A 22244-nucleotide genomic window follows, 5' to 3' on the forward strand; every position below is an offset into this window, starting at 1 on the left:
GGGTCATCCCTTCCTTCCCTTAACTCGCTTCCTTCATTGTACCACAAGGCACAAATTGTATTATAGTAAAACACCGCAAAAATGCAACGGCCCGATGCAAAAACCGTCGTCTTTCATAAAAACTTAAAAGAAGCAGCACGAAATCGGAAGCAATCTTCGCTTTTTCTTCGGCTTCCTTGAATAGCAGCCTCCTTCGCACCCCATACTAGGAATAGTAGTTTCCAAAGATGCCCACCGAAGGAGGAGCCGCTATGGAGGGAACGGATCATAGCACAAACGGCCGCGGCGGCGGAAGCCGTTCGAGACAGGGACGCCGTCCCAAAAAGGGGCGCTTCCGCAAATTCGTGACGTTTATGTTCAGCTGCGCCCTGCTCGGCATATCGGGACTCGTCGTGCTCGTGCTCTATTTGCATTCCCAAGCGCTCCCGGTCGGGACATTCTCCCAGCCGTCGCAAATGTACGATATGCACGGCGAGCTGATCACCTCGTTCCAGCCGGGCCAAAACCGCGAATTCGTGCCGCTGAAAAGCATACCGAAATCTTTGATCGACGCTACGCTGGCCATCGAGGACAAACGTTTCTACGATCACGTAGGAGTCGATTTGCGCGGTATTGCCCGCGCCGCCGTCGTCAACGTGCAGCATATGGACAGGGTCCAGGGAGCAAGCACGCTGACCCAGCAGCTGGCCCGAAATCTATATTTGACCCAGGATCGCACCTGGTCGAGAAAAATAAAAGAAGCGATGTACGCGGTCCAGCTCGAAATGCAGCTCAGCAAAGATCAGATTATGGAGAAGTATTTGAACGACGCCACGTATTACGGCAATTCCGCATATGGCGTCCAAGCCGCGGCGAAGCTGTTCTTCGGCAAAGACGTAAGCGAGCTGTCGCTTGCCGAAAGCGCGATGATCGCCGGCGTACCGAAGGGGCCGCGCTATTACTCGCCTTATTTCGATATGGACAATGCCAAGCAGCGCCAGGAGCTGATTTTATCCGAAATGGCCAATCAGGGCTTCATTACGGAGCAGGAGGCGGAGAACGCCAAGCGGGAGAAGCTGGATATCCAGCCGGCGGCCAAAAAAAACACAGTCGTCCAGGCGCCGTATTTCCGCGATTACGTGCGCCATATAGCCACACAGCAGCTCGGTATCGACGATCGCGAGTTCGAGGAGGGCGGCATCCGGATATACACGACGCTTGATCTCGCTATGCAGAAGGTCGCCGAAGAAGCCGTCGCCAAGCAGTTGGACGACAAGGACGAGCTGCAGGCGTCTCTCGTGGCGATCGATCCGCGCAACGGCTACGTGAAGGCGATGGTCGGCGGCAAAGATTACAGCGCCAATCAGTTTAACCGGGCCATATCGGACAGCCGGCAGCCGGGCTCCGCGTTCAAGGCGTTCGTCTATTTGACGGCGCTGCAGCAGCCGGGCTTTACTCCGGTTAGCCGGTTCAAGAGCGAACCGACCGTGTTCACGTACGACAACGGGCGGAAAACGTACACGCCCAGCAATTTCGCCGGCAAATACCCGAACGGCTTTATCGATTTGCGGGAAGCGATCTCGAAATCGGACAACATCTACGCGGTACAAACGATCATGCAGGTCGGCGCGGACAAAGTTATCGAGACGGCGCGAAAAATGGGCGTGACGAGCCCTCTCGAGCCGCTTCCTTCGCTTGCGCTCGGCACGTACCCGGTCAGCCCCCTCGAGATGGCGGGGGCATTCGGGGTTATCGCCAATCAAGGCGTGCGAATCGAGACTACGGTCATTACGAAAATCGTATCCTCCACCGGTCGAGTATTATATGAAGCAAAGCCTTCCAAGGTAAAGGTCGTCGAGCCGGAATACGCTTATACGCTCACCAATTTGATGAAAAGCGTCTTTGACCCGGGAGGAACGGCCGGCCGGGTCGCCGAGCAGATCAAGCGGCCGGTTGCCGGCAAAACCGGTACGACAAACACCGACGCGTGGATGGTCGGCTTCACGCCCGAGCTTGCGACCGCCGTCTGGGTCGGATACGACCGCGACCGCGTCATCAGCTCCGTGGATTCGTACAAGGCGTCTCCGATCTTCGCGGACTTCACCGAGCATGCCCTCGAAGCGGTCCCCCCGAAGCTGTTCCCGATGCCGGACAACGTGGTCAGCGTCTATATCGACCCGGCTACGGGCAAGCTGGCTACCGACAAGTGTCCGGGCGCCCGGGCGGAAGTGTTCGTCAAAGGGACGGAGCCGACCGACTATTGCTCCGAGCACGGGAACGCTCCGCCGAGCGACGGGAAGAACGAGCAGAAGAAGGGCTCGTGGTGGAATGATTTGAAACGCTGGTGGAACGACTGAGGCGGTCCGGACAAAGCGCCGCGATGTTCGGCGTGGAGCGGCCCTGCAGGGCCCGAAGCCTGCGCCGCAACACAAAAAGGCAGACGAGAAATCGTCTGCCTTTTTGCTGTCCTAGTATATTGTGCAAATATACTCCAATTAGTTTAACCGAGAAGCCTCAATCCCACAACGGCTGACACACAATCGACACAAAAGATTCGAGATCAGGCGAGCCCTTGCTTCAGAGCCTCTCCCGAGCGTTCCCACCATTCCGCGTTATGTCCGATCAAGACGTTTCGGAGAGCCGTCTTCTCCGTCTCGTTCAACCCGTCCAAAATGATTCGCCCTTTGAGCGCGTAGTCCATTTTGTTGACGTGTTCGGCGAGAATTTTCCAGCCTCTTCTGGCTTCGGTATCGACCAGCATCTCGCAGGCCGTCGCCCCCGAGTAAAATTGCCCTTCCTCGTTTCTTCCGACGTACACCCACACGATCCAGCACTTGCGGCCGTTCGGCACGTCCTCCTTGTTCATGGAAAACTTGACGCCGCGCTCCACCTTGCTCTTGGCATGAATCGCGCCCAAATCGATGTATGCTTCGTCTCCGTCAATGATGACGCTGGACAAATTGGACAAATCGAGCGCGCCCGCGCCGAAGCCTTTATGCTCTTTGCTGCTGACGACGTTCAGCGCCAGCTTCTTTTTTTCATTGTTTTCCATGGCAGCTTCACCTTCCATTTTTCCGACTGGCGAAAAATCGTCCCGTTTCCACTTATTTTAGCTAATAATCCGCGAAAAGCAAACATATACATGCTGTAGATGCTTGTCAACGGGGTGAGAATCGTTTATGATCAAACGCCTGTCCAAACGCAGCACACTATGGCTTGTCCTTCTTGCACTGCTTGCCGCGACGATTACCGTCCAATTCGCGGGGCGCCCCTGGCCTTACGCAGCGTCTACCGTCTTGAACGAACCCGGGCCTGCGCCCCAACCGCTCGAGCCGCCGTCGCCGACCGTCAAGGATACGCCGAAGCCGCTCAGCAACCGGATCGTGGAGTATCATATTGCCGTCCAGCTGGACGCCGAACAGAAGAGCTTGACCGGTGCCCAAGCCTTGACATGGAAAAACCCGGGAACCCAGCCTGTCAGCGAGCTATACTTTCATCTGTATCCGAATGCATTCCAATCGAAGAAGTCGACGTTTTTGCGCGAATCCGGAGGCAAGCTGCGGCAGGACGAAATGAAAAACGACAGCTACGGTGCCATGACGATCGAATCGATCGCAACCGAGGACGGAACCGATCTGACACCCTCGATGCAATTCGTACAGCCCGACGATGGCAACAAGCAGGATCAGACATTAATGAAAATACGCCTCCCGCAACCGGTCAATCCCGGCGGCGAGACGACCGTCAAGTTTCGTTTCTCGGTCAAGCTCCCTTATGTATTCGCCCGGATGGGCTATGCGGGAGATTTCGTCATGGCGGGACAATGGTTTCCGAAGATCGCCGTCTATGAGAAAAAAGGGATGCGCGGCAGAGCCGAGGAAGGCTGGAATTTGCATCAATATCACGGCAACTCGGAATTTTACGCCGATTTCGGCATGTACAACGTGCGCATTCAGGTTCCGACCAACTATACGGTGGCGGCTACCGGCTTTCCGACCAAGCCTGCCGCCGACGACGGGACGAAGAAGACGTACCAGTTCTACGCCGACGACGTTCACGATTTCGCCTGGGCGGCCTCTCCGAACTTCATTTATGTGGAGGAGCCGTTCTCGACCCCTCACGTGCCCGGCGTCAAAATCAAGCTGTACCTCGATCCCGCGCACGAATCGTTGAAAGACCGCTACCTGTACGCGGCGAAGCGGGCGTTGGCCAAATACAGCGAATGGTTCGGTACTTATCCGTATTCGACCTTGTCCATCGTCATCCCCCCGCCTGGCGGCAACGGCGCGGGCGGCATGGAGTATCCGACGCTCGTCACCGGCTGGGAGGCGTCCGACAGCACCGACGGCTTCGAGCTCGAGCGCGTCATCGTGCACGAAATCGGCCACCAGTACTGGTACGGCATGGTCGCGAGCAACGAATTCGAGGAGGCGTGGCTGGACGAAGGCTTTACGTCCTATGCCGAGGATTTGCTCATGGCGAGCGAATTCGGGCAGAAAACGAACCTCCCGCTCGAATCGAGCTATATTACGAGTCCGGAGCCGCTCCGGCAAGCGTCATGGCTGTATGGCGGGCACAGCCGCTACGCCGATAACGTCTATACCCGCGCGAAGCTCGTGTTGACGGGCATCGAGAAGCAAATCGGACAGAAGCAGATGCTTCGCGTGCTGAAAACGTATTTCGAACGATGGAAATTCAAGCACCCGGGTACGAGCGATTTCCAAGCCGTGCTCGAAAGCGTCACGAAAACGAGCTGGAGCGAATATTTCGATCAGTTCGTCAACGGCGGCAGCATGACCGACTATGCCGTCGAGCATATTCAGACCCGCAAAATCAAGCAGGACGACAAGACGGTGTACGAGAATGCCGTGCTGATCAAGAAATACGGCGGCCACTATATGGACGTGCCGATCCGCTTTCACTTTACGGACGGCTCCGACGTGGACAAAAGCTGGGACGGCCGGGATCCGCAGGTGCTGTACACGCTTACGAGCGAATCGCCGATCGAATGGGTCGCGATCGATCCGCGGCAGACAATGATTTTGGAGACGAAGCGGATCAACAACTTTATGCAAGTGTCCGTGGACAGCAAGTGGAAGGTACGCTGGAATATCGGGATCGTCAAATTGATCGAGACCTTGTTGAACGGGGTCGCCTGGTGAGGTGAATGCCGCTTATGCTCCGCCATTTGAAAAACGGCTTCAAAACGACGACATCGCATACGTTTCTCCTTCTCGTGCTATGGCTGTACCATTTCGCTTGGGGCTTCCTGCTGCTCCTATTCGTCAAATCGGTTGTCGTCCCGCTGATGCACCGGTTTCCCGGCCAGCATCTGGCGCCGGGCGCCTCCCATCTGTTTATGGCGGAAGGGCAGTTCCGCCTGATGAAAACCGATATCAGCCATACGTATTTGTGGCTGCTGCTCGCATTCGTGGCCGCGCGAATGCTCCTTACTCCGCTGCTGAACGCGGGAGTCTACTATTCGATCCACAATGCCCATATGAATTCGGGCTATCGGTTTCTGCAAGGAATCCGGCAGTTGGGACGGCCGTTCTTCGGATACTATCTGATCCAGATGGCGTTGACGCTGGCGCCCTTGTATTGGCTGTATCCGGTAGCGGAGAAAGCGTTCCTGAAGCACGGCGATTACACATCGCTCGGACTCGCGCTTCTGCCCTGGATCGCTGCCTATGTCCTGTACGGCTTCCTGCTCCGCCTGTGCTTCATCTATATTCAGCTTGGACGAACGGCGGAGGACACGGCCGGCAAGTCTCTCCTGCTGTTCCTCCGCAAGCTTCCCGTCATCGCGGCTCTGGCTCTGACGATTATCGCTTTGTCCGGCGCGGCGACGGCCGCCGCATTATCCGCCTCTCTCTTGTGGGCCGGCATTTCCGCCCTTATTCTGCAGCAGCTGTTCCATATCGTGAACTTGCTGTTCAAGCTGTGGACGATCGCCGCGCAGTATCACGTATATGCCGGCGAAGCGAAATGAGATATGGCGAACCGGAAGTATTCAAAGAGAGGAAGCTATGAAGGCAAGGAGGCGGGGAATGCACTCCACTTCCGTTAAAATCCAGTTGTCTTATTTGAAATTGCCGAGGTTACAACTCGATTATAAAGTCAGCCGCTCCGCTTTACGCACATTTCCCCGCCCCCTTTTAGTATTCCATAATCTCTTTTCGACTTTATAACCGAGCCCGCCCCCTTCTCTTTCACGACAGAGAAGGGGTTTTTTCTCGTTATTTTAAGCTTTTTTGAAATAAAATTGATTTTATCAAAAAAAATGTTGGAATAAAGCAGGAAATCCATCGGAAAAGGCGAATTATAATTACCCGGAAACAAAATAATCGAAACATGCCGAATTCCTGCGCAAGCAGGAAACGGGGGAACCATTCCGGGTGAATTGATCTCGCATGCAAGTGATCATAGGGCACCTTCGACCGAACCCTCAGCTAACCTCGTAGGCACCGGAAGGAGTCGCCTCTTTGAAAAAGGCAGCTATTGTGTTAACAACCATGGTCGTTCTGTTCTGTGCTCAGATTGGTAGCGCTTTCGCGGAAACCGTGCTCGACAAGACGGTTGACGAGTATATCGGCACCAAGTATAAGAGCGCTGGGACGACCACGAGCGGGTTCGACTGCTCCGGCTTCACGATGTTCATATTCAACAAGATTGGCATCGAGCTGCCCCACCAATCGAAATCGCAAGCTACGAAAGGGTATTGGATCGACAAAAAAGATCTGAGACCCGGAGATCTGGTGTTCTTCAACACCGACGGCAAAGGCATTTCCCACGTCGGCATCTATCTCGGCAACGACGAGTTCATTCACTCGGCAACCGACGATGGCGTTGTGAGGAACAATATGAACGAGAAGTACTACAAAACTCGTTATGTGTCCGCCCGCAGAGTCATCTGGGACGACCTCTACAACGAGCTGGTAGCGGAAGCGAAGTAAAGGCAACAACCCGGCACAAGCCCGGCAAGCGCGGATATCCGCCTTGCCGGGCTTGTAATCTATTACACCGAGCCGCTTTGCGTCTGAAGTCTATAATCCCCGCTCCAGCAGCTCCCGTACTTGATGTCCGTCTTCCAGCCCGAGCGCCGCCAGGGCAAGCCCACACGCTTCCGCTTGGCGGATACCGCGAACGATTCTGCGGACGGCCGGCAGCGAAGGCGCGTTCATGCTCAATTCGTCCACGCCCAGTCCGACAAGAAGCGGCACGGCTGACGGATCTCCGGCCATTTCGCCGCAGACGCCGACACGCTTCCCGCGAGCGTGCGCCGATTCGACCACGTGTCGGATGAGGCGAAGCACCGCCGGATGATAACTGTCATAGAGCGCGGAAATGTGCTCGTTCATCCGGTCCACCGCCAGCGTATATTGCGTCAAATCGTTCGTACCGATGCTGAAGAAGTCGGCTTCCTCCGCAAGCACGTCCGCCAGCAGCGCCGCAGACGGGATTTCGATCATGATTCCCGTCTCCCACCGCTCCGGTACCGCCGACCCTTCCCGGCGCAGGCCGGCGACAGCTTCCTCTACGGCAGCTTTGGCGCGGCGAAGCTCGGAGACAGTCGAGATCATCGGAAACAAAATGCGCAACTGGCCGTCCGCCCCTGCCGCCCGAAGCATAGCGCGAAGCTGCGCGTCGAACAAATCGCGGCGGTCCAGGCATAGACGAATGGCTCGCCAGCCGAGAAACGGATTCGGTTCCGCGGGCAGGTTCAAATAGGGCAGCTCCTTGTCCCCTCCGATATCCAGCGTCCGGAGAACGACCGGACGGGCGCCCATGGCGGCGAAGACGGCTCCATATTGGCGCACCTGCTCCTCTTCGTCCGGCGCGCGGTCCCGGTTCATGTACATGAACTCGGTTCGGAACAAGCCGATTTCTTCGGCTCCGTTCGCGAGCGCGTTCCCGGCCTCCGCGGCGCTCCCGATGTTGGCCCCGAGCGCAATCGTACGGCCGTCCAACGTAACCGCCTCGGCGCCGGCCTGCTCCCGATCCGCCGCCACTCCCGCCTGCCATTCGGCTCTTTTCCGTTCATAGACGCCGAGCCGCTGCGGGGACGGATTCACCCATACGGCCCCCGAAGCCCCGTCTATGACGATCGTATCGCCGTCCGAGATGCTCTGCATGACCGCGCGGGCTCCTACGACCGCCGGAAGCCCCAGGCTTCGGGCCATAATCGCGGCATGGGACGTTGCGCCGCCGGCTTCCGTGACGAAGCCTCGCACGAGCGGGGGCAGCTGGGCTGTATCCGAGGGCGTCAGCTCGTAAGCGATCAGGATGCACTCCTCCTCGATTCCGGCAAAGGGTGAGAGCCCGGCCCCGCCCAACTGCTCCAACAGCGCTTGGCCGAGATCGCGGAAATCCGCTGCCCGCTCCCGCATGTAGGCGTCATCCATGGCCTCGAATTCGTCGGCGAGCAGCCGGACCGCCGCCGTAACGGCCGCTTCCGCGCTGCGAGCCTCCTCCGATACGCTGCGGCGTATCTCCTCTTCCAGCTCCGGGTCGGACAAGATGGCCAGATGAGCGGCAAAGATGTCCGCCTCGCGTTCGCCCAGCTTTCGCTCCGTTTCGCAGCGCAGCCGCTGCAGCCGCTCCTTCGTCCGCCCGAGCGCCTCGTCGATGCGTATAAGCTCCCGTCCGATTTCCCCTTGCGGCACGGTTTCTCTCTTGACTACGGCGGCATTGCGGCTTAAGAGCAATGCGCGGCCGATCGCGATTCCCGACGCTCCCGGTATCCCCTGAATCATCGCTCGATTCCTCCCTTAGCCGTCGATATGGGCCAGAAACCCGGCAAGACTCTCAATAGCCTCGGCCTCATCCGCTCCGTCCGCCACGATGGTCACGCTGTCCCCTTGCTTCGCTCCGAGCCTCATCAGACCGATGACCCGTTTGCCGTCCGCCTGCTTGTCTTTGAATTTGACCGTAACGACGGCTTCGAACTTGGCGGCCGTCTCGGCGAAAAAAGTTGCCGGACGGGCATGCAGCCCGCCCGCATTGCGCAATTCCAGTTCCCGGCTAATCATGATGCAGCTCCCCCTTAATCGATCCAGTCGCTCAACTGATCCAGCAACTGCTCCACATCACCGATGCGGGTCAGACCGGTAGCCGGATCTACGATAGATGTATAGATGTGCGGAATGATGCGCTGCGCCCCGTTCTCCGCGCATACTTGCACGATTCGGGCCACATTCGACGGCTCGATGCCTCCCGTAGGCTCGAACATCGTAATGCCTTGAGCAACCGCCGCCTTAACCATCGCGGCGACTTCGTCGAGACGCTTCGCGCCCTCGATCGGAAACAGTTTGACCGAATGTACGCCGATGTCGGCCAGCATAGCCGCAGCCGCCTCGCAGGACAAGGCTTCCTTGAACGCCCGGCTCGCCGCTCCCGTCGTTACGATCACTTTACCCGGCTCCCCGGCCGGTTGAACCAAGGCATTGACGAGCGTGCCGGACGAACCGGCTTGCTTCAGCGCCCCGATCGTATAGCCTGCTGCCGGAAATACTTGATTGACGTGAACGGGCTTCGTCCGTACGGCTACTTGAACGACCTTCTCCCATTGGGTCGGGTCTCCCGCGCCCAGCCCGACGGACACTTGCACACCGGCCGCCTGGAACGCCTCGACCCTCTCGACTGCCGCGTCTACGGTCGCAAACTCTTTAACCATCACGCCGACCATGACGTTTCCCCGGGCAGCTTCCGTTATTAGCTTGGCATTGTCCAAATCTTTGGCAAGTACGTTCAATCCTACTGCTGGCTTGCGGCTCATATGGAACTCCCCTTCGAAATAATGTCACGGATACGGTCCGCGATCAGCTGCTCCTGATTCGGCAGCAGCGGACGCGGATCGATGAAAATAATGCCGACGTTCGAATAATGATTGCGCGTATAAATGGCCGGATCTCCGGACTGCAGCCGTTTGATCAGCTGCTTGGCGTCCATGCCGGCGGTAGCGGGATCGATTTCCAGCTTGGCACGGTAAATGTCCCGTCCCGACTCGTCCTGGGAAATGCCCCCTTTGACCCCCGGGACGCCCTCCAGCAATTGCAGGAACCGCTCCATCCGCGCTTTCTGCTCGCCGCCCGTTTCTTCCTTGGCGCCATACCGCGCCAGAGCGGTCAGCAGGCCGACAACGCCTTCCTTGCCTACCTTCATGGCCCGGCCGATCCCTTTGTACTGCGCACGGCAAGCTTCGATCAAATCTTTGCGCCCGCAAATAAAGCCCGACGTCGGACCTTCCAGCGCCTTGCCGCCGCTGTAGCAGACGAGATCGGCGCCGAGCGCGATATATTTGCGCATATCCTCTTCCGCCGCCGCGTCCACGATGAGCGGTATTCCTTTGGCAGCCGCGATTTCCTTCATAGCCTCCAGCGACTGCACGCCCTTCTGGACCGCATGATGCGATTGGATAAACAGCAGCGCCGCGGTGCGGTCGTTGACCGCTTCGGTCAGATGCGCTTTCTCCGTATGGTTGGCGTGGCCGACCTCCACGGGGTTGCCGCCTCCCAGCGCGATCATCTGAGTGACGGAAGCGCCGAAGTGGACGGAGTGGCCTTTCTGCAGCACGATCTCGTCGGGCACGCCGGCAGGACGAGGCAGCCGCTCGATAAGCGATAAATTCGTTCCGGCAATCACCGCAGCCGTCGCGATGGCGATCCCCGCAGCCGCGCCCGTCGTCGGACAGCCGTCCTCGGCCCCGGTCGCTTTGGCGATTTCGCGGCCGGCCGCGACCAGCAGCTCGTCGATCTCCACGTAATCCTGCGCCGCTTCGGATACTGCCCGGGCTACCTCGGGGTGGACCGCGCTTGCGCCGAGCGCCGTCATTTTGCCGCTGGCGTTGACGACTTGCTTCAAGCCGAATTTGCTGAATACGTTCATATGGACACCGCCTTTATGGTTGTTTAAACCGGTGAAGAGGTACGGAGAATAAGTCAGCCAAGAGATGGAGCGGTTAAGACTGGAAGCGGGAATAAGCGCTTCAGCCTCCCGTTGAAATCAGGTTCCCTTGAATAGACCGTGCGGTGGGAGGCTGATTTCAAATGAGGCCCGTAAACTTTCCGCTGCATCTTTCCCACCCCCATCTGCATTTCAATCATCTCTTAGGATTTATTCATCCATCTTCTACGCGACCGGAAAAATCGTTCCGAGGACCATCGCCCCGACAATGGCGCCGGCGGCGACCGGCCGATCCCATAAATAGAACAGGATCGCTCCGGCGAGAGCGCCGAGGCCGATCGGGATCGATACCGTCAGAGCCGAGGCTACGACGAGCGGCCCGAGAAATCTCGCCGCCGAATTGCCCGCCCCTATAATGATATCGGAGCCGTACGTCGAGGCCGCGGGAACCGCATCGGGTCGCTGCGACCTCGCCCGCAGCCAGAGCACGGCCGCGCCTACCGCGTACCCGAGGAGCGCGCCCGTCAGCAGGGCTAGCGGGAAAGAAGCGAGCGGCGCCGTAACGCCTGCGCCGAGCAGCAGCGCAGGTATGCCGATCCCGATACCGGTCTGCATGCCGCCCCCGATATCGAGGACGCCGGTCAGAGAGCCCTCGAACACGCGGGCCAGCATGAAGCTGATCCCGTATGCCGCGGCCGCGCCATATCCGCCGCCATGCAGCGCGGCCGTAAGCATGGCCACTACCGACAATTCGTTGAACACGCCCGTGTGGGCCGTATAGTACAAATGCGTGCCGGCGAATACTCCGGCGGCCATAATGGCCGTAAATAACGGAAACGCCCGATTGGAATACCAGAACCCGGATTTGTTCTCCATTACCGCCCGCCCCCTCCGGTTCCGAAAAAGTCGTGAACGCCGATCAGCCAGGAAGGCGCGCTTGCATCCATATCACGCAGCAGCTGCAGATCGGTTTCCCTAGCAAATCCTACGGCCGCTAACGCTGCAAGGATGAAGGCTACCCATGCGATCGTCGCGCGGTTCCATCCGATGTCCTCCACCCGTTTGCCGATAAAAATGCCCAGCATAATGCCGGGAACGGCGTTGCCCAGCACAAAATGCGATATTCCTCCGAGAGCGGTTCCCCATATGCCGGTCCGCTTGCCCGCGTCCATGGCCGCCAGCCAGAAGATGGCCGGCATGACCGGATGGACGAACCATTTCGCGGCCGGGATGAGCACCGCGGCGGCGGCAGCCTTGGTCGACTCCGGCATCATCCAGAAGGCCCCGTTCAGCAGAGCGACGACGGCCATGCCCAGCAGCGCTCCGAGCAGTGCCATGCGGCGGGGGTGATAGAGCGCCTCCTCGGGCGCGCTTCGCCGTTTGAACAAAATGGCCGCGGCCCAGTTCGGAACGATCCGGCTGGTCACATCCTGGGTAAGCACTCCGGTTCCGAGCGCGGTCAGCAGTGACGACCATAAATATTGGGTCCCGTACTTCGCATGGGCCCGCGGATCGTTCTCGCAGGCGCCGAGCTCGCCCATGACCCGAAACGCCCCCATCCCCTGCACGTCCGGAACATGGAACATGCGGGCGATGCCCGCGCCGACGCCGAAGCCGGCGAGCGCCCCTACGGCCATCGATTTCAGCATAAAAAGAACGAATTCCATCGCGAGGCTTCAACCCCTTTTGGCTTGAATGAACTGTTCCGTCAGACGGCGTCCCAGCTCCTCCGTATCCATGAATCCGTACCCGAGCACCTTCTTGCCGTCCCGGATGGCGGTCAAGCCTTGCTCGACCGAACGAAGACTGTAGGCGGCCGGGTATTTGTACTTCGTCTGGGCCGTAATCGCGCCGGCTCCTCCGCTGCCGCAGAACGAGATGCCGAAATCGGCATTTTCCTTGTTCATCACGTCGCCAAGCTTCATATCCGCGCCTACCCCGGGGATGACGATGGCGATGCCGCCGGCGGCCTCCACGCCTTTGGCTACGTTTTGCCCTTTGCCGAGCCGATCGCCGATAACGACTTTCACTTGTTGATGTTCCATAATGGTTTCTCCTCCGTTATAGGTTCTTGTGTGCGAATGTCGCGTTACTCCTCCATGGCCGCTTCGAAATGTACGGCGAGCAGCAGCGCCTCCGTGCTGTTCCAGGCGTAGTTGCGCTCTGCGGCAATCGGCTCCAGTATGTCCCGGCTAAGCGTCAGCGCTTTCGAGGACACTTGCTCGAGCGTGTCCGCCTCCACTTCCGGCAGCGCTTCGCCGCTTTCACCCCGTCTAAGCGCCGCCAGCATATGCGTACCGAGCCCAAGATGCTGCTCAGGCGTAAAGGTCAAGCCCGCCGCGCCCGCCGATTCCAGAATCGTTTCCAGCCAACCGGCCACCAGTCGTCGCTCGCTTTCATCGGCCAGCAGCTGTGCCGTTACTTGCCCGATCGTCTCCTTGTCTACCCGCATCGGTGCAGCTCTCCCCCTTTAATCGTCCACTCCGGCTCGATAACCTGCGTGCCGGCCAGCCGTTCCCCTTCCGCGTCGACGAACTCCGTCTCCGCCTCTTTCACCCGTGCAATCGTTATGTCGGCTATCGTTCCGGTCCGCAAAGTGCCCAACTGTTCCCCGCGTCCCGCGATCTGCGCGGGCAGGCTCGTCGCCGCTCCGATGATATCGTCGAGCCCGATACCGAGAGCGAGCAGCTTCGACATAGTAACCGCCAAGCTGTATACCGGCCCGTCCTCGCAATTTTGCCGGTAAATGTCGGTACTTACCGTGTATCGTCCTATACGCGCCTCCAGAGCGCGCCGCATCGTCTTGAAGCTGAAGCTGGCGCTTCCGTGCCCGATGTCCAAGCGGACGCCTCTCGCGAGCGCGGCCACCCCTTCGGGAATGATCCGCCCGTCGGCATCGAACAATCCGCCCGCCTTGCCGTGAAATGCGTGGGTAACGACATCCCCCGCCGTTAGCAAGTCCAGAACCTCGCCGAGGCGCGGAGGCGCGTTGCCGATGTGCACCATGACGGGTACGTTCGCCGTCCGGGCCGCAGCCTTGGCGATTTCGAGCGGCCGGATGCCGTTCTCTTTGACGACAGAACCGCTCATTCTTGCTTTGATCCCGATGATGGACGGCTCTGCCCGCACAAGCTCGACCGTTTGCTCGACCTTTAGCCGCGACAAGTCGGCAAGCTCTGCCCTTCCTTCGCAAAGCCCCTGCTCGGCGATATTGAGCCAAGCGAGCACTTCCGTACGGCTCGCCGCTATAACTTCCTCGGCGAATCGGCCAAAGTAGGCCGTCCCCGTACTTCCCGCGTCCGCCAGTGTCGTCACGCCTTGCCGGATGCCGACCCTATCCGCCTCCACGCCCAGTACGGCCCGCTCGGGAAACAAGTGTGCGTGCAAATCGATCCAGCCCGGCGTGACGATGCAGCCACAGGCATCGATCTCCAGCTCCTGCTCCGTCCCGTCGCCTGCCGGCAGCGTGCCCGGGGCATACACGCCTTCCATAAGCCCGCCGCGGACCCGTACATCGTAACTCCCGTTCAAGCCGAGCGACGGGTCGATCACGGTTCCGTTCCGGATAACGAGTGTTTTGCTGTTCATGATAATCCCCCCTCCCCTAAAGGTTGAAAGTAGCGCATGATCGCGCGCCATTCCGCTTCCGCGGCCGGTAGTCCGTATTGCCCGAAAATACCGGCCAGAGCTTCGCGCCACTCCGCCTCCTCCGGCGTGTCCGCCGGCAAGACCGGCTGCATATCCTCATAGGGATGGCCGAACGCCAGCCGCTGCACCATCAGCATGACGTGCAGCGACAGCCCGGCGGTTGCCGACTCCGTCAAGTTCGCCTGAAACCGGCCGGCGATGGCCTGCATCAGCTCGAAGCCGCGAATGGTCAAATCTCTGGAGACCTGCTCGGCAGCGGGCCAGTCCGCCGGATCAAGGCGACCTAGCATATCGGCCAGCGGCATTACCGAGGAAGGCTCCGGCGTGGCCGCTGCGGGATGCGCCCAGCCTCCCGCCTTGCCACGCCGGTCCGAGGACTCGGTTTTAGACGGATCGAGCCTCTCCAGGCAAGCCGCGATCGCCGCGAAATCTTCTCCGGTCGGAAGCGGACTTACCTTGACCACCGGCACGGGAAGCTCCATCGGCAGCACGCTGATCGCCAAATCCGCATCGGTTCGATTGACTGCGTTCTCGGCCTCCGACACCGAGCAGCATTCCGCCACCTCGATATGCCGCACGCGGTTTTGGATGAGCGTCTTCAGCAGCCGTGCCGTTCCTTTGCCGGTCCCGCATACGACGACTGCGCGGAAGCGGACAGTCTCGCGCTCCCTCTCGATGGCGGCCTGCACATGCATGACCAAGTACGCGACCTCGCTATCGCTCAGCTTGAAGCCATATGCGCTCTCGAGCTGCCGGCAAGCGAGCTTCACCGCCTCGAACGGCTCCGGGTACGTTCTGGCGATTTCCGCCGCCAGCGGGTTGGCGTCATGAACGCCGAACCGTCTTCGATCCGCTTTGCGGATCAAATGGGTCAGCAGCCCTTCATACAGCTCGCCATCGCGGCCAAACGGCAGCTCCATCCGCTCCGCAAGCCGGTCGACAAGCTTTCGGACGAAGGACGCCAGCTCCATCCGTTTCCGCCTCTGTTCGGCGGGCACCACCATGTCGCTCCTGCCTTCTCCCGACACTAGCGGCATGAGCGCATAAGCGGTCTCCCACTCCGCACTAAACCTTTTCGCATTCATATCCTGCAGAAGCCCGAGCTCGCCAAATGACTGCAAAAGCATTTCTTGGCATGCCGGTACCGCCTCCCCGCCTTCCGCCACATGTTCTTGTTCTTGCTGTTGCCTGCGGCCGTCCTCCGCCCGCGTCGCCGGGAGCGCCTGTCCGTTCCTTAGACGTTTCACCGTGACCGCCATACGAAACAGGACGCCTATTGCCGCTTCGTCCGAAACCGTCGTGTCGAGACGTTCCTTCCATAATCGTATGATCCGGCCGGTTGCGGCTTGCACGCGATCCATGTCCGCCAATCCGAGCAGCGAAGGCTCGAGCTTGTTCCCGACGTCCTTCGGCCATGGAAATCCGCGCCACAAGCCTTGCACGATGCGCAGCATGTCGCTTCCCGTCAGCACCGATTCGGCCACGGACTGCAGCAATCTGCGCTTCTCGGATTCGGCTCCCGTCAAGCGGACCCCTTTGCCGGATTCGCGCTCCAAGCCGATCCCCCATCTGCCCCAGCTTTCCTCCGCCTTCTGCAGATCGGACAGGACCGTGTTTCTGCTCGCCTGCACGCCTTCGGCCAATTGCTCCAGCGTGATGAAGCCCGACTGGTCCAACAGCAGCAGCGCCATGCGGTTTTGCCTTTCCCGGGCGCTCAGGAACGAAGACGATTCTTCCGACGCTACCGCCTCGCGCAGCAGACGCCTCGTTGCCTCGTCTCCCTCCAGCCATACGCCGCGGTTCGGCCGCGACATCAGCTCCGCCTTCGTTCCGGCGAGCCGTTCGCGAATCAGCTCGAGATCGTATTTGATCGTCCGTTCGCTTACGGCGAACCGTTCGGCCAATTGCTTGATTTTCACGGGATGCCCCGCTTCGGTCAGAACGAGCAATACGTCGCGAGCACGTACATGCAGCCGCATCGGCCATCCCTCCGATCGCAAGTGTTATATGAAAATTATAAGCCACCCCAATGGGGCGGAACAGAACAAATCGCTTCCCCGCCAATCGTGCAAAAGATGAAGACGGTTCCGTTGCACGATTTTCGGCAGGAATAAGACGGTACCATTGCGAAAATGAATAGATGCGGCAAAGCCGAGTTTCGCTAGAAAGTCTGGTGTAGAGGCGAGCGGGGGCATATTCCCGATCTGTAGCGGACTTACTCGCCGGCCTTTCATAAGAGCACATTTTACAAGGAGAGACGACCGTGATTTTGTTTGTCCACCGCAAAGACTTGCGGGTGTCCAACATGCCTGCCTTCACCTATATTTCCCAAAAAGGGTTTCTATCCTTGCATTTATTTGTACACGATCCCGCCATTCTCGATATGGAGCTCATGCAAGAGCACAGTAGCAGCCATTGCATGCATGCGAAATAGCAGTCGGGATCGTCTCCCGACTGCTACTATGGAAACTATTCGCGCCGGATAGCCGGTTGCGTTCAGCAAGCAGGTGGCGTACGAGAAGCACGCGCTTCCGGGGATCGCCTTATTGCAATAACCGTTTCAATCGATCCAGGTGCTGCGATGTTCCGACCGCAGCCAGTTGATGGGCATCCGTACCCATGTTGAACGTTACGCCGACCTCTTGGCCGATGCGCCAATAACGCTTAGAGAATTCCGGATCGGCGAATATGGCGGGCACGTTCAGTTCCCAGGCGACCTGGGCTCGCTTCCCTTTCTCGAGGATATCCCCCAACTCGTTATCGATGATCTCCCTCGTAACTAGCGTCTTGTCATCGAAGCAACGAATGAATCTGCCGATAAAGGGATGGGCGATGCAATCGGCCCGGTTCGTCGCGAACAAAGACTCCAAAACTTCCAGCGCATGCCGTACATACCCTCGCGGCGACTTGTCCTCGGGGTGTTCCCAGTAGTCCAGATGGTAGTGGTTGTAGGCATACAGTCTGTAGTCCAATGCTTCGTTGATTTCAGGAGCATCGAGAAATTTGCCGACCCCGTATGCGGACAGCTCGGCGGCATACAGCACTTGAATATCGGCGCCGCATGCCTCCGCTTGCTCTTTCAAAGCCAAATTCGTGTCCAATATTCGGAAATCCTTGCTGTTATAGTGATCGGTAAGGGCGATGATCCGGATATGATCCCTCACGGCCGTATTGACGATTTCGCGGGCGATCATTTCAGGCTTTGCACAAGGCGAATAAGTGGTATGAATGTGCAGGTTTTGCCGGGCCAATAGCTCCAGATCATAAATCCGCTCCGTTTTATACACGCGCTTCCCTCCCCTTGAAACAGTTCCGCACCGCCGATTAGCCCCTCTATCCATCAGGCTGCTTCGCATTACGGTTTTCATCCGGCACAACCCGCGCTTGTTTCATTGAATATTCTGTACCAGTCTGCATAACTCCGTGATCAAGTACCGATTTATTGATTTAACTTAATAAATAAGTTTATTCTAGGTGAAGACATCCTCATTGTCAATGCCGCACAAGCGCGACTATCGTTACAGAACCAAGGGGCAGCCGGCCATCGCTGATCTACATGCAAAAAAGCATCCGACGTGGTCTAGCTGCCCACTCTTCGCAAAAAGAACCTCGAACGTCCGTCGAGCCTCTTCGCATGACGACGGCGGCATAAACCGCGGAATGGATTCTGCGACAAACGGTTACGGCCCGCCGGTAATAAAGTCGATAAACAATCGGGCGAAAGGCGGAAGCGTATCTCCGCTGCGCGTATACAGCCCGATCGGGTTGTGCAGACGGATTCCGTCCACGCTCACTCTTGCAATCTCGCCGCGTCCGATGCTTTCCCGGACCTCCAGGGCGGAAGCGAGAGCCGCTCCGTAACCTGCGGTTACCGCCCTGATCGTCTCGCCGGTGCCGCTGACCTGCAGACCGATACCGGGCATGGTCACTCCGTGCAGACGGCATAATGCCTCAAGCAGCTCCCGACCGGAGCTGCCTTCTTCCCGCACGACAAACGGTTCCGCGACCAGACGCTGAAGCGACGCCTCGCGTCCCGCCAACGGATGACCCCCCGGCACAATAAACCACAGCTCGTCCTGCATGAGCGGCATGTGCGCCAGCCCGTCCGGCAGCTCTCGTCCGCCCCCCACGACAGCCAAATCCGCTTCATAATGAAGCAGCCGGTCGAATGCCTTACTCGAATTGACCGTAGTCAAAAGGATTTCCACTTCCGGATATTCCCGCTTATACCGCGCAATCCATCGCGGCAACAGCATATTGGCCGGTAAATACGTGGCCGCTATGCGCAGCCGTCCTTGCTCTCCGAGACGAATTCGTTCCGTCTCGCGTTCGATCTCGTGCTCCAGCGCGAATAGCCGTCTCCCCTGCTCGGCCAGCCGCTCCCCCGCCTCCGTTAGTGCCACGCCGCGTCCTTTCGCGCGAAACAGAACCAGCCCGAGCTCTCGTTCCAGATTGCGCAGCTGCGCCGTTACCGCCGGCTGGCTAATCCGCAGCCTTTCCGACGCTTTCGTTACCCCGCCGCTTTCCGCAACCTCGTGAAATACGCGAAACGCGTGCAAATTCACCGAGCATCATCCTATCAAACAAATTTATGATTATGTAATAAATATATATTGGATTTATTATTCATACTCCCTTATTCTAAAGCTGCGGCGCCGCCATGACAAGAACATAAGGAGGGACGAGGACATGCGCAACGGGAACACGGTTGCGGACGCTCCTCACACCGGATGAAATTCGTCTGTTTGCAATGCGGCAGGGAGGCCCCTTTCTCGGAGCGCGGCTTATACCGTTGCGGCTGTGGAGGCTTGTTTGACGTCCTCCACGATTACTCGCGCACGGATGCGGAACAGCTCAAGCGGTTGTTCGACGCTCGTCTGTCAGAACGCAACACGCCTCTCTCCGGCGGAGTATGGCGGTACAAAGAGCTTATCCATCCCGAACTGCCGGTCGACCGGATCATTACGAAATACGAAGGAAATACCGGGCTGTACGAAAATGAATCGCTGAGAAAGGCGGCAGGAGTGCGCCGGCTCTGGATGAAAGCGCAAAGCGAAAATCCGAGCGGCTCGTTCAAGGATAACGGCATGACGGTAGCCGTCTCGCACGGTCTCTGGCTCGGCTACGAACGTCTCGCCTGCACCTCTACCGGGAATACCTCTTCCTCCATGGCCATGTATGCGGCGCTTGCAAACGCGGAAGCAGTCATTTTTCTTCCCGCAGAGGGAGTATCGCAGAACAAAGCGCTGCAGACCGAAGCTTATGGCGCTAGGATGGTTCGGACGGAAGGCGGGTATGACGACGGAATCGTTTTTCTGGACCGTTATGCGGAATCGCTCGGTCTGTACGTCTGCAACTCGATCAATCCCCTTCGGATTGAGGGCCAGAAAAGCATCGTATTCGAACTCGCGCACCAAATGCGCTGGAAGCTGCCGGATTGGATCGTCTTACCGGGAGGCGCTCTAAGCAACGCTTCCGCGCTGGGTAAAGGGCTGGCCGAGCTTCGCGAAATCGGCTTGATCGATTCCGCCCCGCGGATCGCCGTTATTCAGGCGGAAGGCGCCTCGCCTTTTCACCGGATGGTCCGCTCGGGACAACGATCGCTATCCCCGACCCCAAAGCCGGATACGGTCGCCTCGGCGCTCCGTATAGGCAACCCTCCCAATTGGCCGAAAGCGCTGCGTTACGCTATCGATAACGCGAACGGCGTTACCGCCTCGGTAACCGACGAGGAGATTCTCGAAGCGAAGGCTCTAATAGACCGGTGCGGAATCGGCTGCGAGCCGGCTTCGGCTGCGACGCTCGCCGGACTGCGTCGGCTCGTTGCGGGCGGTACGATCGGATCGGACGAAACGGTCGCCTGCGTCTTGACCGGGAACTTGCTGAAGGATACGGAAGCGATCGAACGCGCGCTGCGCCTCGGAGCGACTAATACGGTCGAAACACCGGCTCCGGCCAAGCTTTCTCCAGAGATAATACGGGGCATGCTTCTTTAACAGCAAAATCTCCTGAAGCACTGGCTTTGCAGGCAGGCTTCGGGTTTTTTTTCTCAGAATCCCTCAATGAAAAAAAGCAGCAAAATTAAAAAGCAGCGGTTAGCACCCGCTGCTTCGACATTTATTTATTCGCAGATCTCTTAAGCCTTCAAAACATCGTGATCGACGTAACGCTCGCCGTTGATTTCGCTGATGACATTGATGGCGACCTTCGCCCCGTCACCGGCCGTAATGATCGTGTGCACGCTGACTCCGGCGCATGTTCCTGCCGCCCACACTCCCGGTATGCTCGTTCTGCCTTCGCTGTCCGTCTTGAACACGGCTTTCACTCTAGGCTCTTTGCCGGGTTCGGTGTCAAGCCCGGACGCTTCCGCCAAATCGAGGAGGAATCCGGTCGCCAATATAACATGACCGGCATCGTATGCTGCCTCTTCCGTCTGTACCTTGATGCCGTCTTCCCCGCGGGAAACACCGCTCACTTTGCCAGACACGAATTCGGCGCCGAATTTGGCCGCTTGCTTCTTGCCCGTCTCCAGCAAATCCGGTCCGCTGATTTCCGGCACACCGTAATGATTCTCGACCCATGCCCGTTTCGTTACACTATGGTCGTTGTCTACGACCAAAACTTTTTTACCAGCCTTGGCCGCGAAAAGAGCCGCGCTTGCCCCAGCCGGGCCTGCTCCGACGATAACCATGTCATACATGAACTTGTCCTCCTCAAAATGGAATGAATTTCTATACTTTAGTATACAAAAAGTTGCATTAAAAAGAAAATGTGGCTGAAGACACATTCTACTATGCGTTGCGTATGTTTGTATGATTAGGATTCCCTCTCCTCCAAAAACGAAACGCAAAAATTCCCGTTATCCGCTCGGATCACGGGATCTTTCTTGTGGAGGCATAGCTCAAATCAAGGACCGGCTAAATGTCACGTGCTTGCCTGGCTCGACGTGAGAAACCCTTCGGAACGTCCTTAACCAAGCGATCGCCGGCGACCTAGAATCGCTGATCGTATTGCTCCACCAATGACATTGCGTCTTCGCCGTCTTGGGCAAAGAAAACCCTAGAATTTCTTCGATCTGCTCGAAAGCCAATGTAACCTTCGTGTTTTTCTGAACATAGAGGAATTGTTCGAGCTGCTTATATTTGTGCATCCCATATCACCCTCTTCCAGTGTAACGGATGCCGCTGAACAAATACTGAACAATTCCTTCGGGGTGATGAATACGTCATGTAGTTGATGAAAATTTATTGAAATTCAAAAAGAAAAAACTCCGGAACGTGTACCCCGGAGCCCTTGGCTTTGCCTGCCTCATTTGCAGTTTCAGTTCGATTCTAGCGCTTGATGGAAACTCCGTCCTTTCGGGGAAATAGCTCCTCATACAGTTCCCCTCGCCAAATGGGCAAATCTTTGGGTGCATCGATGGCCAACCGCAAGTCTCCGTCATTGCTCTTCACTACTCGAACAGTAATCCCGTCACCGATTACGACATATTCTCCCGGATTTCGGCCTACCACCAACATGATCGTATCCTCCCTGAGTCAGCTCTCAGCAAATGACTCAATTGTTGATAAAAGGATTATATCAACCGAAGCGCAACACGAACGTAACGCTGCGCTTTAGAAGAAAAGAGGGTTTGGCGTAAACCAAACCCTCCGGAGAGAAAGACAGCAAATTAACGGAGCAATTGCAGTACGCCTTGCGGTTGTTGGTTC

Annotated in this window: 22 protein-coding genes and 1 riboswitch; of the genes, 6 read left to right on the plus strand and 16 right to left on the minus strand. The window is 57.9% G+C overall.

Translation table 11 applies throughout. The annotated features are described in order from the left end of the window. The first annotated feature begins 251 nt into the window (after window positions 1–251). On the plus strand, window positions 252–2336 hold the full coding sequence (locus FE784_RS35235) for a transglycosylase domain-containing protein (RefSeq protein ID WP_139606929.1): 2085 nt from the start codon (window positions 252–254) through the stop codon (window positions 2334–2336). Between the two features lie 203 nt (window positions 2337–2539). Here FE784_RS35235 and FE784_RS35240 read toward each other — a convergent pair whose 3' ends face one another. Beyond that, window positions 2540–3031 carry a YwhD family protein gene (locus tag FE784_RS35240; protein WP_139606930.1) on the minus strand — a complete coding sequence of 164 codons (492 nt, stop codon included), beginning with the start codon at window positions 3029–3031 and terminating at the stop codon, window positions 2540–2542. Between the two features lie 127 nt (window positions 3032–3158). Between FE784_RS35240 and FE784_RS35245 the strand changes: the two genes are divergently transcribed. The 3 genes from FE784_RS35245 (at window position 3159) to FE784_RS35255 (ending at window position 6935) form a co-directional block, all read left to right on the plus strand. Next, window positions 3159–5141, plus strand: coding sequence for a M1 family metallopeptidase (locus tag FE784_RS35245; protein WP_139606931.1), 1983 nt, complete (start codon window positions 3159–3161; stop codon window positions 5139–5141). Between the two features lie 14 nt (window positions 5142–5155). Next, entirely contained in the window at window positions 5156–5971 is an 816-nt protein-coding gene (locus FE784_RS35250; protein ID WP_139606932.1) for a hypothetical protein, read from the plus strand. Between the two features lie 353 nt (window positions 5972–6324). Continuing rightward, a riboswitch (cyclic di-AMP (ydaO/yuaA leader) is annotated at window positions 6325–6461 on the plus strand. 3 nt (window positions 6462–6464) lie between these two features. Continuing rightward, complete coding sequence (locus FE784_RS35255; RefSeq protein WP_246132328.1) at window positions 6465–6935, plus strand: C40 family peptidase; 471 nt, start codon at window positions 6465–6467, stop codon at window positions 6933–6935. Window positions 6936–7025: 90 nt separating this feature from the next. Here the strand turns inward: FE784_RS35255 and ptsP are convergent, their stop codons facing one another. From ptsP to FE784_RS35305, 10 genes are all read right to left on the minus strand, one after another. After that, window positions 7026–8735: a phosphoenolpyruvate--protein phosphotransferase gene (gene ptsP, locus FE784_RS35260; protein WP_139606933.1), complete on the minus strand. Its 1710-nt coding sequence runs from the start codon at window positions 8733–8735 to the stop codon at window positions 7026–7028. Window positions 8736–8750: 15 nt separating this feature from the next. Further along, window positions 8751–9011, minus strand: coding sequence for an HPr family phosphocarrier protein (locus FE784_RS35265; RefSeq protein ID WP_139606934.1), 261 nt, complete (start codon window positions 9009–9011; stop codon window positions 8751–8753). 14 nt (window positions 9012–9025) lie between these two features. Beyond that, window positions 9026–9757 (minus strand): KDGP aldolase, encoded by a 732-nt coding sequence (locus FE784_RS35270; RefSeq protein WP_139606935.1) that lies wholly within the window; start codon window positions 9755–9757, stop codon window positions 9026–9028. Continuing rightward, a complete protein-coding gene (locus FE784_RS35275; protein ID WP_139606936.1) occupies window positions 9754–10866 on the minus strand; it encodes a DgaE family pyridoxal phosphate-dependent ammonia lyase in 1113 nt (370 codons plus the stop codon). Before FE784_RS35275 ends, FE784_RS35270 begins: the two co-directional genes overlap by 4 nt. Before the next feature lie 243 nt (window positions 10867–11109). Next, window positions 11110–11760 carry a DUF4310 family protein gene (locus tag FE784_RS35280; RefSeq protein ID WP_139606937.1) on the minus strand — a complete coding sequence of 217 codons (651 nt, stop codon included), beginning with the start codon at window positions 11758–11760 and terminating at the stop codon, window positions 11110–11112. Further along, a complete protein-coding gene (locus tag FE784_RS35285) occupies window positions 11760–12551 on the minus strand; it encodes a DUF4311 domain-containing protein (RefSeq protein ID WP_139606938.1) in 792 nt (263 codons plus the stop codon). Before FE784_RS35285 ends, FE784_RS35280 begins: the two co-directional genes overlap by 1 nt. A 9-nt stretch (window positions 12552–12560) precedes the next feature. Continuing rightward, complete coding sequence (locus FE784_RS35290) at window positions 12561–12929, minus strand: glycine-rich SFCGS family protein (protein WP_139606939.1); 369 nt, start codon at window positions 12927–12929, stop codon at window positions 12561–12563. Window positions 12930–12973: 44 nt separating this feature from the next. Continuing rightward, entirely contained in the window at window positions 12974–13336 is a 363-nt protein-coding gene (locus FE784_RS35295) for a PRD domain-containing protein (RefSeq protein ID WP_139606940.1), read from the minus strand. Then, window positions 13327–14472, minus strand: coding sequence for an amidohydrolase/deacetylase family metallohydrolase (locus FE784_RS35300; protein WP_139606941.1), 1146 nt, complete (start codon window positions 14470–14472; stop codon window positions 13327–13329). Before FE784_RS35300 ends, FE784_RS35295 begins: the two co-directional genes overlap by 10 nt. Then, the gene (locus FE784_RS35305; RefSeq protein ID WP_139606942.1) at window positions 14469–16511 is read right to left on the minus strand and encodes a BglG family transcription antiterminator; all 2043 of its coding nucleotides are present in this window, start codon (window positions 16509–16511) and stop codon (window positions 14469–14471) included. Before FE784_RS35305 ends, FE784_RS35300 begins: the two co-directional genes overlap by 4 nt. A 284-nt stretch (window positions 16512–16795) precedes the next feature. On the opposite strand from FE784_RS35305, the gene FE784_RS41310 reads away from it, so the two are divergent. After that, entirely contained in the window at window positions 16796–16966 is a 171-nt protein-coding gene (locus tag FE784_RS41310; RefSeq protein WP_176706737.1) for a hypothetical protein, read from the plus strand. 109 nt (window positions 16967–17075) lie between these two features. Here FE784_RS41310 and FE784_RS35310 read toward each other — a convergent pair whose 3' ends face one another. Further along, a complete protein-coding gene (locus FE784_RS35310) occupies window positions 17076–17819 on the minus strand; it encodes a PHP domain-containing protein (protein ID WP_176706738.1) in 744 nt (247 codons plus the stop codon). Between the two features lie 393 nt (window positions 17820–18212). Continuing rightward, on the minus strand, window positions 18213–19097 hold the full coding sequence (locus FE784_RS35315; RefSeq protein WP_139606944.1) for a LysR family transcriptional regulator: 885 nt from the start codon (window positions 19095–19097) through the stop codon (window positions 18213–18215). 165 nt (window positions 19098–19262) lie between these two features. On the opposite strand from FE784_RS35315, the gene thrC reads away from it, so the two are divergent. After that, entirely contained in the window at window positions 19263–20528 is a 1266-nt protein-coding gene (gene thrC, locus FE784_RS35320) for a threonine synthase (protein WP_139606945.1), read from the plus strand. A 140-nt stretch (window positions 20529–20668) separates the two neighbouring features. Here the strand turns inward: thrC and FE784_RS35325 are convergent, their stop codons facing one another. From FE784_RS35325 to FE784_RS35330, 3 genes are all read right to left on the minus strand, one after another. Further along, window positions 20669–21232, minus strand: coding sequence for an FAD-dependent oxidoreductase (locus tag FE784_RS35325; protein ID WP_139606946.1), 564 nt, complete (start codon window positions 21230–21232; stop codon window positions 20669–20671). 201 nt (window positions 21233–21433) lie between these two features. Next, window positions 21434–21682, minus strand: coding sequence for a DUF7662 domain-containing protein (locus FE784_RS43025; RefSeq protein ID WP_425465585.1), 249 nt, complete (start codon window positions 21680–21682; stop codon window positions 21434–21436). A 181-nt stretch (window positions 21683–21863) separates the two neighbouring features. Beyond that, window positions 21864–22052: a carbon storage regulator gene (locus tag FE784_RS35330; protein WP_139606947.1), complete on the minus strand. Its 189-nt coding sequence runs from the start codon at window positions 22050–22052 to the stop codon at window positions 21864–21866. Between the last annotated feature and the right edge of the window lie 192 nt (window positions 22053–22244).

The organism is Paenibacillus hemerocallicola (genome assembly GCF_006265175.1).
Classification (GTDB): domain Bacteria; phylum Bacillota; class Bacilli; order Paenibacillales; family NBRC-103111; genus Paenibacillus_AB; species Paenibacillus_AB hemerocallicola.